Annotated in this window: 17 protein-coding genes; 12 read left to right on the top strand and 5 right to left on the bottom strand. The window is 63.1% G+C overall.

Features of this window, described 5'->3' with window-relative positions; all coding sequences use genetic code 11:
• Positions 1-198 precede the first annotated feature (198 nt).
• The gene (locus LB525_RS08895) at positions 199-624 is read right to left on the bottom strand and encodes a GNAT family N-acetyltransferase (RefSeq protein ID WP_224544344.1); all 426 of its coding nucleotides are present in this window, start codon (positions 622-624) and stop codon (positions 199-201) included.
• Between the two features lie 189 nt (positions 625-813).
• Here LB525_RS08895 and leuD point away from each other — a divergent pair, with 189 nt between their 5' ends.
• The 4 genes from leuD (at position 814) to LB525_RS08875 (ending at position 3,668) form a co-directional block, all read left to right on the top strand.
• Positions 814-1,419, top strand: a complete 606-nt coding sequence (gene leuD, locus LB525_RS08890; RefSeq protein WP_224544343.1) for a 3-isopropylmalate dehydratase small subunit — start codon at positions 814-816, stop codon at positions 1,417-1,419.
• A 218-nt stretch (positions 1,420-1,637) separates the two neighbouring features.
• Positions 1,638-2,567: a hypothetical protein gene (locus tag LB525_RS08885; protein WP_224544342.1), complete on the top strand. Its 930-nt coding sequence runs from the start codon at positions 1,638-1,640 to the stop codon at positions 2,565-2,567.
• Positions 2,568-2,890: 323 nt separating this feature from the next.
• Positions 2,891-3,274, top strand: coding sequence for a RidA family protein (locus LB525_RS08880; protein ID WP_095770033.1), 384 nt, complete (start codon positions 2,891-2,893; stop codon positions 3,272-3,274).
• A gap of 43 nt (positions 3,275-3,317) precedes the next feature.
• A complete protein-coding gene (locus tag LB525_RS08875) occupies positions 3,318-3,668 on the top strand; it encodes a VOC family protein (RefSeq protein WP_224544402.1) in 351 nt (116 codons plus the stop codon).
• Between the two features lie 141 nt (positions 3,669-3,809).
• Here LB525_RS08875 and LB525_RS08870 read toward each other — a convergent pair whose 3' ends face one another.
• The 4 genes from LB525_RS08870 to LB525_RS08855 all read right to left on the bottom strand — a co-directional run bounded on the left by LB525_RS08870 (position 3,810) and on the right by LB525_RS08855 (position 7,653).
• Positions 3,810-4,850, bottom strand: a complete 1,041-nt coding sequence (locus tag LB525_RS08870; protein WP_140747989.1) for a heme-dependent oxidative N-demethylase family protein — start codon at positions 4,848-4,850, stop codon at positions 3,810-3,812.
• Between the two features lie 9 nt (positions 4,851-4,859).
• Positions 4,860-5,825, bottom strand: a complete 966-nt coding sequence (locus LB525_RS08865) for a PDR/VanB family oxidoreductase (protein WP_224544341.1) — start codon at positions 5,823-5,825, stop codon at positions 4,860-4,862.
• Positions 5,822-6,418, bottom strand: coding sequence for a dimethylamine monooxygenase subunit DmmA family protein (locus tag LB525_RS08860; RefSeq protein WP_224544340.1), 597 nt, complete (start codon positions 6,416-6,418; stop codon positions 5,822-5,824). Before LB525_RS08860 ends, LB525_RS08865 begins: the two co-directional genes overlap by 4 nt.
• Positions 6,419-6,519: 101 nt before the next feature.
• Positions 6,520-7,653 (bottom strand): aminomethyltransferase family protein, encoded by a 1,134-nt coding sequence (locus tag LB525_RS08855; RefSeq protein WP_140844224.1) that lies wholly within the window; start codon positions 7,651-7,653, stop codon positions 6,520-6,522.
• A gap of 286 nt (positions 7,654-7,939) precedes the next feature.
• On the opposite strand from LB525_RS08855, the gene LB525_RS08850 reads away from it, so the two are divergent.
• From LB525_RS08850 to LB525_RS08815, 8 genes are all read left to right on the top strand, one after another.
• Positions 7,940-8,227, top strand: coding sequence for a hypothetical protein (locus tag LB525_RS08850; protein ID WP_224544339.1), 288 nt, complete (start codon positions 7,940-7,942; stop codon positions 8,225-8,227).
• A gap of 11 nt (positions 8,228-8,238) precedes the next feature.
• Positions 8,239-8,616, top strand: coding sequence for a hypothetical protein (locus LB525_RS08845; protein ID WP_224544338.1), 378 nt, complete (start codon positions 8,239-8,241; stop codon positions 8,614-8,616).
• A 50-nt stretch (positions 8,617-8,666) separates the two neighbouring features.
• Complete coding sequence (locus LB525_RS08840) at positions 8,667-8,828, top strand: hypothetical protein (protein WP_095768770.1); 162 nt, start codon at positions 8,667-8,669, stop codon at positions 8,826-8,828.
• 12 nt (positions 8,829-8,840) lie between these two features.
• Complete coding sequence (locus LB525_RS08835) at positions 8,841-10,247, top strand: APC family permease (RefSeq protein ID WP_224544337.1); 1,407 nt, start codon at positions 8,841-8,843, stop codon at positions 10,245-10,247.
• 46 nt (positions 10,248-10,293) lie between these two features.
• Complete coding sequence (locus LB525_RS08830) at positions 10,294-10,983, top strand: hypothetical protein (RefSeq protein WP_224544336.1); 690 nt, start codon at positions 10,294-10,296, stop codon at positions 10,981-10,983.
• Entirely contained in the window at positions 10,980-11,309 is a 330-nt protein-coding gene (locus LB525_RS08825; RefSeq protein WP_224544335.1) for a hypothetical protein, read from the top strand. The genes LB525_RS08830 and LB525_RS08825 overlap by 4 nt, the downstream gene beginning before the upstream one ends.
• 86 nt (positions 11,310-11,395) lie before the next feature.
• Positions 11,396-12,292, top strand: a complete 897-nt coding sequence (locus tag LB525_RS08820) for a class II glutamine amidotransferase (RefSeq protein WP_224544334.1) — start codon at positions 11,396-11,398, stop codon at positions 12,290-12,292.
• 4 nt (positions 12,293-12,296) lie between these two features.
• Positions 12,297-13,043: a GXGXG domain-containing protein gene (locus LB525_RS08815; protein ID WP_140844227.1), complete on the top strand. Its 747-nt coding sequence runs from the start codon at positions 12,297-12,299 to the stop codon at positions 13,041-13,043.
• The last annotated feature ends 5 nt before the right edge of the window (positions 13,044-13,048 follow it).

Genomic DNA, 13,048 nt, shown 5'->3' with positions numbered 1-13,048 from the left:
CCCACTCCGTCGCTGCTTCGCAGCGCCACCTCTCCCCCCTCCGGAGGGAGAGGAAGGGAGCCAGGGTCGGCGAACTCGCACGATTCCTCTCCCCCGTCGATCGGGGGAGAGGTGTCGAGCGAAGCTCGACGGAGTGGGGGTCGATCTGGCTTGCCGGTTCCAGGCAGGAGTCAGCTCCGATATCGGTGGCGGTTCAGATCAGCGCTTGCGGGAGAACCAGAAGGCGTCGGTCATGCGCGTCATGCCGATGCGCTCGTAGAAGCCGACGGCGTCGGGCATCGAGATCAGGCTGATGGCGACCGAAGGGCCAAGGTGGCGCTGTGCTTCGTCCATCAGGCCCTTGCCGACGCCGAGCCCTTGCGCCGAGGCGGATACGGCGAGTTCGGAGATGTAGCAGACCCAGGAGAAATCGGTGACGCCGCGCGCGACGCCGATCAGCGGCTTGCCCTCGATGTCGAGCCGCGCTGTCAGCACCAGATTGGCATTGCCGAGCATTGTCTTCAGGCGCGCTTCGTCGTCGACGGGCCGTGTTGCACCGAGGCCGGATTCGACCAGCACACGGCGGAATTCGTCGACGTCGAGGGCGGGCTCGCTGGCGTAAAGGACTTTTGAAGGATCGGCCATGGCCGCAGATTGCACCAGCCGGCCAGGATTTCGAAGCCGTTTTTTGAGGTGTTCCAGCTCCGGCGCGCATGCCATGCTCGACATTGGTCCAAGGTCCGCGCACGAACAGTTGCCTTTCATTTGCCGCCAGCTTTGTGTAAACCGTCCGGCAAAATTCCCCGCAAGCCACGAAGAAGACGGGCAAGGACCATGGATAAATTCACCAAGCTCACCGGCGTCGCCGCGCCCATGCCGATCGTCAATGTCGACACCGACATGATCATTCCCAAGGATTATCTCAAGACGATCAAGCGCACCGGGCTCGGCACCGGGCTTTTCGCCGAGATGCGCTACAATGAGGACGGCTCGGAGAACCCGGATTTCGTGCTCAACAAGCCGGCCTACCGCAAGGCGCAGATCCTGGTCGCCGGCGACAATTTCGGCTGCGGCTCGAGCCGCGAGCATGCGCCCTGGGCGCTGCTCGATTTCGGCATCCGTTGCGTGATCTCGACCTCGTTCGCCGACATCTTCTACAACAACTGCTTCAAGAACGGCATCCTGCCGATCACGGTCAGCCCGGAAGACCTCGACAAGCTGATGGACGACGCCTCGCGCGGCGCCAATGCGACGCTGTCGATCGACCTCGAGGCGAAGGAAATCCGCGGGCCGGATGGCGGCGTGGTCAAATTCGACCTCGACGATTTCAAGCGCCACTGCCTCTTGAACGGCCTCGACGACATTGGGCTGACCATGGAGAAGGCCGGCGCCATCGCGTCCTTCGAGAAGAAGAACGCCGAGCTGCGCCCCTGGGCCTGAGAGACCGTTTGGAAATTCTACTCCGGCGGCCATCTGATGGCGGTTTCTGCGCTTCCGTTGCTCACGGACCAAATGTCCGCTGCGCTACGGTTCTCGAAACCACCACCATATGACTCGCCAGAGCGAATTTCGAAACAGTCTCTGGGCGGCATGGCTTTAAATCAATAGGCTCCGGCCTTCGCAGGCCGGGTTCGTGACGGCTGAATGGAGGGACAGTCATGACACGCTCGCTTCTGGCTGCTTCGGTGGCAATCCTTCTCGCCACGATCGGCGCCAATGCGCAGACCACCGCGCCGGCCACGCAGTCGGCGCCCGCCGCGTCCGACCAGCCGGCGACCGATCAAGGCGCGTCCGACCAGGGCAACGACCAGGCCGCGTCGGATGACGACAAGCAGGCGCCGATCCCGTTCGAGGGCGGGCAGCTCACCATCACGCAGCCGGAGCAGGACAGCGAAAGGGTGCTTGCCTATGACGGCAAGCAGTTGGCCAGCAATTACGACGTCTTCTTCGACAAGATCGTCAAGATCGGCGATGTCAACGTGGCGCTGGTCGATGTCGGCGACGGCGGCAACCAGTGCGGGCCGGCCAAGGTCATCGTCTGGAAGCCGAAGGACGGCGAGATCCAGACCACCACGGTCGAGCAGGACGAATGCGGCGCGCCGCCGGCAGCAGTCTCCGACAGCGCCATCTATTTCGTGCCCTATCTTCTGCCGGGCGAGTCCAAGCCGGCGCTGCAATGGTCGCCCACGGAAGGGCTGACGACCTCCGGCAACCTGACCTACACGCCCGAACCCGGAACCGGCTGGAAGGATGTCGACCCGTCGAAATTGGACAACATCATTGATGCCTTCCACAATGAGGCCGTCTACAAGGCCGGACAGGCGTTGCTGGGCAACGACATGCCCGACTTGGCGACCAGCCTTCTGGTCGGCGGCGGCACCGAAAAGACGGCGTCCGGCGCCTTCTACGCCACCGGCTGCGTGCCGCATGACTGCGGCGGCAATGACGGCTTCATGGCCGTCGACCCGGCCAAGCAGAAAGTCTATTTCGCCCGCCGCGGCGACAATGGCGAGCCGCAGGCCTGGCCGTCGATGAAGGACTGGCCGGACGACATCAAGAAGGCGTATGACGACGCGCAGGGGAACTAGGGCGACCATCCGTGCCTTCGTCATTCTAGGGCGGAGCGACGCGTAGCGGAGCGCAGACCCTAGAATCCATGCCGTGACGGTTGCCGTAGGGTGCAAACGGTGCAGAATTCTGAAACGCTGCGGCGCTTCGACGTCACGGCATGGATTCCAGGGTCTGCTCGCGTCGCTTCGCTCCTTGCTCCGCCCAGGAATGACGACCGGAGGGAGGCTTCGGCCAATCACCCATGTCGCGCTTACCTTTCCTGACAACGGTCCGCCCGGCTTGGCCCACGACCAGACCCGTCTTCCCCTGCTAGAGGGGGCGCAACCAACGCGAGGCCCCCATGCGCAAGCTCATCTCCACCGGTTCGCCCTTCGAGAAAACCGCCGGCTATTCGCGCGCGGTGGTGCAGGGCGACTGGTGCTTCGTGTCGGGAACGACCGGCTATGACTATGCCACCATGACCATGCCCGACACGGTCGAGGCGCAGACGCGCAATTGCCTTGCCACCATCGCCAAGGCGCTCGCCGAAGGCGGGTTCGACATGGCCGACGTGGTGCGCGCGCATTACTACATCACCGACCAGACCTATGTTGACGTGGTCTTCCCGATCCTCGGCGAGGCGTTCGGCGACATCCGCCCGGCGGCGACGATGATCGTGTGCCAGCTCAACAAGCCGGAGATGAAGATCGAGATCGAGGTGACGGCGCTGAGGCGCACGGCATAGGCTGCCGGCACTGGGAAGCGCGCAAAGCAGGGGTCAGCCTATGGTGAAAGTCGAGCGCATCGTCGCCAACATCGCCACATCCGACATTGCCGCGGCCAAACGCTTTTACCAGGACGTGCTCGGGCTTGATCTGCTCATGGATATGGGTTGGATCGCCACCTACGGGTCCGAGGAACGGATGCAGGCGCAGGTGAGCTTCATGGCGCAAGGCGGATCCGGAACGCCCGTGCCGGACCTGTCGATCGAGGTCGACGATGTGGACGCGGCGCTCGACGCAATGAAGGCCGCCGGCTTCGCCGTCGAATACGGCCCGGCCGACGAGCCCTGGGGCGTGCGGCGCTTCTATGTGCGCGATCCGTTCGGGCGGCTGGTGAATATTCTGTCGCATCGGTAGCTGGGGTTCCTCGCCCCACGAAGTGGGGAGAGGTGGCTCGGCGAAGCTGAGACGGAGAGGGGAGCGCCCTACGAAGGCCCCCTCTCCGTCCGCTTCGCGGACACCTCTCCCCCGCTTTGCGGGGGCGAGGAACCCAAGTCTTCAATCCGGCCCGAACCCCGGGCTGGTCGGGCTGCCGTCGTCAAGCTTCGACAGCCATTCCACCAGCGTCGGCCTATATCGTGTCAGGCCCTTATAGGTGGCGAGCTCTTCCGGCAGGTCGCGGATGACGCGGTGCAGGCGCCGCGCCCATTTCGGCTGTGTGACCAGCTCGTCCATCTTGATCAGATAGCAACGGATCGGGAAGACGATGGCGTTTGAACGCGGCAGCCGCCAGAAGCTTTGCAGCTCAACGCGCAGATGCACCTTCTGGCCGACATTTTCGGGCGTGACCGTGGCGCGGTCCGGACCCCATTTGTGATAGTTCTCGGGGCTGGTGTCGAGGCGCGGATTGATTGTCATCGTCCAGTTGAGGCGCCTGGCCGGCTTGCCCTGCTGGATGTTGGTCAGGAATTTCAGCGCGCGGGTGAAAATGCCCTTCTCATGCGCCAGCGGCACCGGCGCATGCCATTCGAAGAAATTCATGCCGATGTCGAAGTCGAGCGACCAGTCGGCCTGAGTGGTGACCATACCGGCATCCATCCACAAATTGCCGTCGCGCTGGTCGAGAATGCAGAAATCGCCCTGGCTCTGGCGGGTGATGTATTCCATCGGCCCGTAGGGCAGCGTCGAGGTGTCGCCGAAGGTGAAGGTGTCGTCGATGCCGAGCGGCCGGTTGATCCAGCGCCAGCGATCGCCGTTTCGCTCCAGTGTGAAGTGCTCGGGATAACCGAGCGCCTGCTGCTCCATCAGAAGCTCGAGCAGGTCCCAGCCGGCAAGCGTCATATGCGGCAGCGACTGGCAGCGCAGTGGATCCTCGGCCAGCACCAGCGCGCGGTCCTGCATCTCGGCGACATAGTGCTCGTCGACGTCGATCAGGTTCTCGAGCACGCTGCCCTTCGGGCCGACCACATGCGGCTCGATGTTGACCGCGTACATGTAGGAGTCTTCGTTGAATGGGAAGGGAAAGCGCCGGATATGCTCCGGGCTGTTCCTGAACGTGTAGTCGTCCCGGAACGTTTCCTTGCGAAAGGTGATGCCCATTGACGCCTCCTATCTTTCCAGGACCAGCGACTTGCCCTCGAAACGCGAGACGCAAGGCATGATCTTGCAGCCGGAACGGTGGTCTTCCTCGCTCAGCCAGTGATCGTTGTGGATGAACTTGCCGTCGAAGGAGATCACATTGGTCTCGCACTGGCCGCAAACGCCGCCGCGGCAGAGATAAGGCGGGTCGACGCCGGCGGCTTCGATCGCCTCGAGCAGGCTCTGCTGCTCGCCGACGCGAATCGTCTTGCCGCTGACGGCCAAGGTCACGTCGAACGGCGCGCCAGGCTGCGGGGCCGCGAAATGCTCGAAATGCACGGTCTCCGGCGGCCATCCGAGGCTAGCCGCGCGATCGCGCACCCAGTTGATCATGCCCGCCGGCCCGCAGACATAGAGGTGTGTGCCGAGCGGCTGCGAGGACAAGAGCCGCTCGAGGTCGATGCGCTCCTCGCGGTCGTCGTGATAGAGCCTGACCCGGTTGCCATAGCGCTGCTGCAGCACATCGGCATAGGTGCCCAGCGAAGCGGTGCGGCAAGTGTAATGCAATTCGAAATTGCCGCCGGTGCCTGCCAGCTGCGACGTCTGCGCCATGAAAGGCGTGATGCCGATGCCGCCGGCCAGCATCAGGTGCTTCTTCGCCCGCAGATCCAGCGAGAACAGATTGACCGGATAGCTGATCACCATCTCGAGGCCGGGCTTGACCTGCCGGTGCATGAACAGCGAGCCACCGCGGCCGGCATCGTCTCGGCGCACAGAGATCGTGTATTCGCGCGTGTCGAGCGGCGAGCCCATCAGCGAATAGGGATTGAGCCTGGTGCGGTCGCCGTCGCGCATCTCGACCACGACATGGGCGCCGCCGGAAAAGGTCGGCAGCAGCTCGCCGTCGCGACGGCGGAAATGGAAACGGGTCACGAGATCGTTGACGGGAACGACGTCGCTGACAACGACGTCGAGCTTGGTGGTGCCGGTGCTCATCGGAAGACCTCCTCGATCGGAGGAATCTCGGAGCGATCCTCGGCGTTGATGCACACGCCCTGGAACGCGGCGAGCCGCCGCGAATAGTGATCGCGCACCAGAAGCAGCAGGCCGCAATGCGAGCAGAGCGCCGGCTGCGTCGTCACATTCTCGGTGATGCCCTTGCAGTGCACGCATTGCACGCGGCGCGCCAGCGAGCCGCGATGCTCGGTCTCGATCGAAGTATGGTCGATGCCGGCTTCGAGCGCCACCTGCATGGCCTGGCCGATCAGGCCTTCGGTGCCGGCAAGATAGAGGCGCAGCCCCATATGGGCGTTGGTCAGCGTCTGCTTCAGCCGCGGCAAGAGGCTGGCGAAAGACGGCGCGATGTGAAGTTGCATCGGCTTCAGCGCTTCGAGGGCGGCGATGTGCTTCCCCTCGGGCCCCGGAATGAAGACGATCTCGGCGCCGTCGAAGAAGCCAGGCGTCGCCTTGCCGGTCATGTCCGTTATCGCGAGCGCGCCTTCCGCATCGGCGATGAACAGATGATGCTTGCCGGGCCGCGGAGAGAGCGTTCCGTAAACGGGCCGGCTGATGATCGTCTTGGCTGCCATTCTTCCTTAGATCAGTTGGAGGATAGTCTTTTCCGAAAACCGGTTCCCACTTTTCGGGATCGTGCTCTAGTGCCTTAAAACCCCTCCCCGCTGATGATGCCTCAACCCTTGGCGGTGCGCTTGGTCTTCTTCGGATCGTCGAACGGCAAGGGCTGCGCCGTTGCTTTGATCGAGCCGCTCCTGTTGCGAATCTCGAGCTTGGTGTCCTTGACGGCGCAGTCGACATCGAGGCGAGCGATGCCCATCGATTTCTCGACCAGCGGCGAATACATGGCGCAGGTCACCACGCCGACTTGTCTGCCGTCGCGATAGACGGGCGCGCCCTCGTCCGCCGGTTCCTTGCCGTCGAGCAGCACGCCGTAGATCTTGAAGCGCTCCTTGCCCTTCAGCCGATAATGCTCCTCCGCGCCGCGGAAGCCGGTCTTGCCGGGGCTGACGGTGAAGTCGAGGCCGAGCTCCCACAGCGTGTCGCCGGGGCCTTCGTTCTCGAACGGATACTTTTGGGAATTGTCGTAAGGGTAGAAGAGCAGATAGCTCTCGACGCGCAGCATATCGAGCGTGGTGAAGCGGCACGGGATGATGCCGGCGCTCTTGCCCTCCTCGAGGATCCTGTCCCAGATCGTGCCGGCATCCTGGCCGCGGCAGAAGATCTCGTAGCCGCGCTCGCCGGTGTAGCCGGTGCGCGAGATCATCACCGGAAAGCCGAAGAGCTGCGTCTGCATGTGATGGAAATAGTTGAGGTCGCGGATGCCCGGCACATGCTTGGCGAGATAGTCGACCGCGGTCGGGCCTTGCAGCGAAAGGTCGTGCAGATTGTCATCGAAGCGCAGTGAGACATCGCGACCCATCGCCGCCCGCTGCAGCTCCTCATGGCCAGTGCCGGAGCCGTGCACGACCATCCACGAGTTGGGGCTGATGCGGTAGAGGATGCAATCGTCGGTGAACTTGCCGGCCTCGTTCAGCATGCAGGCATAGGCCGACTTGCCGGGATAGATCTTTTCGACGTCGCGCGTCGTGGCGAGGTCGATGAGATGCGAGGCATGCGGCCCGGTGATGTGGACCTTCTTCAGGCCGGAGACGTCCATCAGCCCAGCCTTGGTGCGGATCGCGATATATTCTTCGTCGGCATTCTTGTCGTAGGTCCAGGCGGTGCCCATGCCGCTCCAGTCCTCGAGTTTCGAGCCGAGCGCGCGATGGCGATCCGCCAGGGTCGAGAATCTCCAGGATGCCGTCATCCGATCGTCCTCCGTGCGATTTAAGCCGTTGCTGTTCCCTGCTCCTGCTTGGTGGCGGAGCTTGGTCGAATATTGACCGCAAACGGCGAAGCCCTGCAATCCCCTTGAAGCAAATAATTTCATTGTCAGGCAAATTTCTTGCCTTGGAACAACCGGTTTACGATGCGTAAATCCGGCTTGACAATTTCGGGAATCGGGCGGAATTTATGAAAAAAATTTCACTCTGTTGAAAGAGTGGACGCCCGGTCGGTTTGTGTGGCCGGACGTCGCCAGAAGGGGAAAACCGATGTCCGACATGCAGCAGCGCATCGAAGCGCTGTACCGTTCCGACGTGCGTGGGTCCGTGCTCCTGATCGTATGCCTGTGGGCAACGATCCTCTTCGTCCTCCTGATGACATGGCCATACATTCCGCATAGCGGCATCAAGCTCGTGGTGGCGGTTGCAGCCGCCGCGGTGCTGATCTTCAACACCGCCGCGATCCTCGCCATGCTCAACCACTACAAGGAAGACAAGGGCTTCATCTACGGGCTCGACATCAAGAACGCCGACGCCGCCCGCAACCGCCAATCGTGAAGGGAGAAACCATGGCTCGCTATACCCCGCCGGAGCAGAGCAAGGCCGGACAGATCCTCGACATAGCGGTCGTGGTGGTCGCGATCTTCGTGGCGCTCTGGCTGCCGCTGAAACTCGGCTTTGCCGGGGCGGCGAAGTCGATCGACCCGCTCGACGCCAAGACCTGGGACGCGCTCGGCCAGAACGCGACCATGGCCTCGATCTGGGAGAAGCTGGGCTACACGCCGGAGACGGCGCACGACATCATCCAGAACCGCTTCCACTACATCATCGACTGGCCGACGCTGATCATCATGGCGATCGTGCTGATCGCCTATTTCGTCTTCCTGTTCCGCGCCTCCGATAAGGAATATCGCGAGGTGATCAACGAGAAGTTCGAGGACAAATAGACTTCGACGACAAAGAGACTTTCGACGACAAAGAGACCGGGGAACACATCATGTGGATGGGACTGTCTTACGTTTGCTGGGGCATCTCGGTCGTGCTTGCGGCGTGGATGCTCTACGACTGGTTCAAGGTCGATACGACCTATTCCGAGGAGACTTTGACGTCTTCCCGTGAAGGCGAGCTTGAAGCCGTTTCCGAAAAACACCGGATCTGAGTGGGGACTGACATGACGGCTGCGGTTGAAACGGCACAAACGACGACAATCCACGGCGACAGGGTCTCGCTGCTTCGGGTGCTCGGCCCGGCGCATGTGTGGGCGCTCGGCGTCGGCATCGTGCTGGTCGGCGAGTTCACCGGCTGGAATTTCTCCGCCGACAAGGGAGGCGCGCTCGCCGCGCTGATCGTCTGCTGGGTCGTCGGGCTGCTCTACACCTCGGTCGCCATGATCGATTCGGAGGTGACGTCCACCGTCGCCGCCGCTGGCGGCCAATATGCGCAGGCCAAGCATATCGTCGGGCCGCTGATGGCCTTCAACGTCGCGCTGTTCCTGGTGTTTGCCTACACCATGCTCGAAGTGTCGGACGCGATCCTGCTCGGCGACACGATCGTCGCCAAGGCCGGCGTCGAGGGGCTGACGCACAATTCCTTCATCGCCGCCACCATCGTCGTGCTCGCCTGGCTCAACTATCGCGGCGTGCTGATGACACTCAACGTCAACTTCGTCATCACCGCGATCGCCTATGTCTCGATCGTCATCCTGTTCTTCTCGGTCAGCCCGTGGACGCAAGGCACGGTGCTGAAGCTCAACGAACTGGTCACCCCCGCCAATGCGCTGCCCTATGGCTGGATCGGCGTCATCGCCGCCTTCCAGTTCGGCATCTGGTATTATCTCGGCATCGAGGGCACGACCCAGGCCGCCGAGGAAGTGCGCTCGCCGGCGCGCTCCCTGCCCTACGGCACCATGGCCGGCATGATCACGCTTCTGATCGCCGCCGCGATGACCTGGTATGTCTGCGCCTCGCTGATGCCCTGGGAGTATCTCGGCATCACCTATTATCCGCTATGGGACGCCGGCAAACTGACGGGCAGCCCGCTGCTGGAAAACCTGCTCTTCATCGCGACGCTGCTGGCCGCGCTCGCGTCGGCCAATGGCTGCATCAACGACGCGGCGCGCGCCTGGTTCTCGCTCGGACGCGACCGCTATCTGCCGAGCTGGTTCTCGGCGGTGCATCCGAAATACCGCACGCCCTATCGCTCGATCCTGTTCCTGCTGCCGATCGCGTTGGCCTTCGCCTTCATCGCCGATCTCAACCAGGCGATCACCTTCTCGATCCTGTCGGGCGTGCTGCAATACACCTTCATGAGCATCAACATCATGATGTTCCGCAAGAAGTGGCCGCTGGGTTCGATCCGCCGCGGCTACACGCACCCCTTCCACCCACTGCCGGCGGTCGTCCTGTTCTGCCTGTGCATGGTGACTTTCTTCGCCATCTTCCTCGGCTTCGGCTCGCAGCTGATCGCGATGACCGTGTTCTATTTCCTGATCTCGCTATGGTTCCACTTCTACCGCTACAAGTTCGTGCGGCGCGGCGACCAGTTCTCTATGCCGTGGCCGAAGCCGCAGGGTTATTGAGTGGAGTAAGGGCCCGCCGTTCGACGGCGGGCCGTGGCGTATCGAAATGTCTGAGCTGACGTCAGTATTGCTTACCGGGGCGATCGCACTGGGCGTCGCCGCTCATATTGTCTGGCTGGCGCGCGCGGGCCGCAACAGGGCGAAGGCGGCCTTGGCCGCCGATATGGCGAGCATCCGCAGCGTCGTTGCGGACGCCGCCGACATTTCCGACGGCACGGCCGGCGTCGTGACCTGGGCCGGTTCCTGGAATGGTCAGCGCATCCAGGTGCGGACGATCGTCGACACGCTGGCGACGCGAAAGCTGCCGACGCGCTGGCTCAGCGTTTCGATCACCGAGCCGGTCGCTGTGCCGGGCACGTTCGACATGATGATGCGGCCGAATTCGGCGACGACATTCTCCAATTTCGACCATCTGCCGCACACGCTGCCGAAGGTGCTCGGCCTTCCCGCCGACGCGGTGCTCAGGACGGACCGCAGAGGCGTCGCCTTCCCGCAGGATCTGATCGCCGCGCATACAGACATCTTTGCCGAAAGCCGCGCCAAGGAATTGCTGATCACGCCGAAGGGCGTGCGCATCGTCTGGCTGCTGGCCGAGGCCGAGCGCGCTCGCTACGGTGTGTTCCGGCAGGCGGCGTTCGGCGATGCCGGGATCGATCCGGCCTTGATCGAACGGCTGCTCGAGGCAGCCTCGACGCTTCGCCAAGCCATCAACCGGCGCGAAAGGCGGGCCGCATGAGCGACGAAACCGCCACCCCTGCTCCCGCGAATCCCTATCTCGTGCTCGGCGCCGCGATCGTCTTACCGGCAAGCGGCCATGTCATGCTCGGCGTGCCGGCGCGCGGCCTGCAATTCCTGTTCTTCATGGTGATCCTTGGCTGGATAACGATGAAGCTGGCGCCGGCCGACGCCGGCTTCATCGGCCGCCATGCCGGCGGCTTCCTGATCTATGCCTTCTCTATCCTCGACGCCTACCGGATTGCGCGCATCCGCCATGCGATCTGGGTTCACAAGGCGCGACCGGACGGCGATAGTGCCGAGGGCAATGCCCCGTCCAATATGTAATCACAGGAAAATTTTTTTCATACCAATTGAATTCGGCTTACTCATTGGGTACATCATCTGAGAGCCAAAAAACGTTGGAGGCTGGCATGTGCGGAATCGTCGGACTTTTCTTGAAGGATAAGGCGCTGGAGCCGAAGCTCGGCGCCATGCTGTCGGAGATGCTGGTGTCGCTCAGCGACCGCGGCCCGGACAGTGCCGGCATCGCCATCTATGGCGCGGCCACCGGCAATGAAGCCAAGATCACCGTGCAGTCGCCGAAGCCCGATCGCGATTTCCGCGGCCTCGACGCCGAGCTCGCCAAGGCAATCGGCGCGCCGGTCAGCGTCGCTGTGAAATCGACGCATGCGGTGATCCGGACCACGCCGGACAAGGTCGACGCCGCGCGCGAGGCGCTGCAGACGCTCCGGCCCGACATCCGCATCATGGGCGCCGGCGAAGCAGTCGAGATCTACAAGGAAGTCGGCCTGCCCGAAGCGGTCGTCGACCGTTTCGACGTGCGCGCGATGACCGGCACGCACGGTATCGGCCACACCCGCATGGCAACGGAATCGGCGGTGACGACGATGGGCGCGCATCCTTTCTCGACCGGCGCCGACCAGTGCCTGGTGCACAATGGCTCGCTCTCCAACCACAACAATGTACGCCGCGAGCTGATTCGCGACGGCATGACCTTCGAGACCGAGAACGACACCGAGGTGGCGGCTGCCTATCTGTCCAACCGGATGGCGCATGGCAAGAATCTCGGCGAGGCGCTGGAAGGCACGCTCTCTGACCTCGACGGCTTCTTCACCTTCGTCGTCGGCACCAAGAATGGCTTCGGTGTGGTGCGCGATCCGATCGCCTGCAAGCCGGCCGTGATGGCCGAGACCGACCAGTATGTCGCCTTCGGCTCCGAATATCGTGCGCTGACCAAGCTTCCCGGCATCGACAATGCGCGGGTCTGGGAGCCCGAGCCCGCAACCGTTTATTTCTGGGAGCATTGAGCTGATGCCGGCAACCCCAATGTCGAAGGCCGAGCGCGAGCCAGGCCATGCCCACAGTCAGGCATCACGCGTCTTTGACCTGTCCGTGCATTCGCTGCGCGAGTTGAACCAGGCGCTGCACCAGCTCACGCCCGGCTCGAACGAGACCGCCTGGGAAGTGCTCAACCCGAAGGGCAGCCATTCGGTGGCGGTCGGCGTCGATCAGCCCGTCAGCATCGATGTGCGCGGCAGCGTCGGCTATTACTGCGCCGGCATGAATGATGGCGCGGCGATCACCGTGCATGGCTCGGCCGGCCCCGGTGTCGGCGAGAACATGATGTCCGGCTCGATCGTCATCAAGGGCGATGCCAGCCAGTATGCCGGCGCCACCGGCCGCGGCGGCCTGCTGGTCATCGAAGGCAATGCCTCGTCGCGCTGCGGCATTTCGATGAAAGGCATCGACATCGTCGTGCACGGCAATATCGGCCACATGTCGGCCTTCATGGCGCAGTCCGGCAACCTCGTGGTGCTGGGCGACGCCGGCGACGCGCTGGGCGATTCCATCTACGAGGCGCGGCTCTTCGTGCGCGGCAAGGTGGAGAGCCTCGGCGCCGACTGCATCGCCAAGGAGATGCGGCCCGAGCATATCGAATTGCTGCAGGCCCTGCTCGACAAGGCCGGCGTGACCGGCGTCAAGGCCTCGGAGTTCAAGCGCTACGGCTCGGCCCGCAAACTCTACAATTTCAACATCGATAACGCCGACGCGTATTGAGGCAA

It is taken from the genome of Mesorhizobium sp. CA16 (genome assembly GCF_020165175.1).
Classification (GTDB): domain Bacteria; phylum Pseudomonadota; class Alphaproteobacteria; order Rhizobiales; family Rhizobiaceae; genus Mesorhizobium.
Note: the sequence above shows the minus strand (reverse complement) of the source record. Positions and strands in the feature narration are given on the sequence as shown.

Coding starts and splice junctions, on each gene's coding strand:
- LB525_RS08895 (WP_224544344.1), bottom strand. CDS start 624: ATGGCCGATCCTTCAAAAGTCCTTTACGCCAGCGAGCCCGCCCTCGAC.
- leuD (WP_224544343.1), top strand. CDS start 814: ATGGATAAATTCACCAAGCTCACCGGCGTCGCCGCGCCCATGCCGATC.
- LB525_RS08885 (WP_224544342.1), top strand. CDS start 1,638: ATGACACGCTCGCTTCTGGCTGCTTCGGTGGCAATCCTTCTCGCCACG.
- LB525_RS08880 (WP_095770033.1), top strand. CDS start 2,891: ATGCGCAAGCTCATCTCCACCGGTTCGCCCTTCGAGAAAACCGCCGGC.
- LB525_RS08870 (WP_140747989.1), bottom strand. CDS start 4,850: ATGGGCATCACCTTTCGCAAGGAAACGTTCCGGGACGACTACACGTTC.
- LB525_RS08865 (WP_224544341.1), bottom strand. CDS start 5,825: ATGAGCACCGGCACCACCAAGCTCGACGTCGTTGTCAGCGACGTCGTT.
- LB525_RS08860 (WP_224544340.1), bottom strand. CDS start 6,418: ATGGCAGCCAAGACGATCATCAGCCGGCCCGTTTACGGAACGCTCTCT.
- LB525_RS08855 (WP_140844224.1), bottom strand. CDS start 7,653: ATGACGGCATCCTGGAGATTCTCGACCCTGGCGGATCGCCATCGCGCG.
- LB525_RS08850 (WP_224544339.1), top strand. CDS start 7,940: ATGTCCGACATGCAGCAGCGCATCGAAGCGCTGTACCGTTCCGACGTG.
- LB525_RS08845 (WP_224544338.1), top strand. CDS start 8,239: ATGGCTCGCTATACCCCGCCGGAGCAGAGCAAGGCCGGACAGATCCTC.
- LB525_RS08840 (WP_095768770.1), top strand. CDS start 8,667: ATGTGGATGGGACTGTCTTACGTTTGCTGGGGCATCTCGGTCGTGCTT.
- LB525_RS08835 (WP_224544337.1), top strand. CDS start 8,841: ATGACGGCTGCGGTTGAAACGGCACAAACGACGACAATCCACGGCGAC.
- LB525_RS08830 (WP_224544336.1), top strand. CDS start 10,294: ATGTCTGAGCTGACGTCAGTATTGCTTACCGGGGCGATCGCACTGGGC.
- LB525_RS08825 (WP_224544335.1), top strand. CDS start 10,980: ATGAGCGACGAAACCGCCACCCCTGCTCCCGCGAATCCCTATCTCGTG.
- LB525_RS08820 (WP_224544334.1), top strand. CDS start 11,396: ATGTGCGGAATCGTCGGACTTTTCTTGAAGGATAAGGCGCTGGAGCCG.
- LB525_RS08815 (WP_140844227.1), top strand. CDS start 12,297: ATGCCGGCAACCCCAATGTCGAAGGCCGAGCGCGAGCCAGGCCATGCC.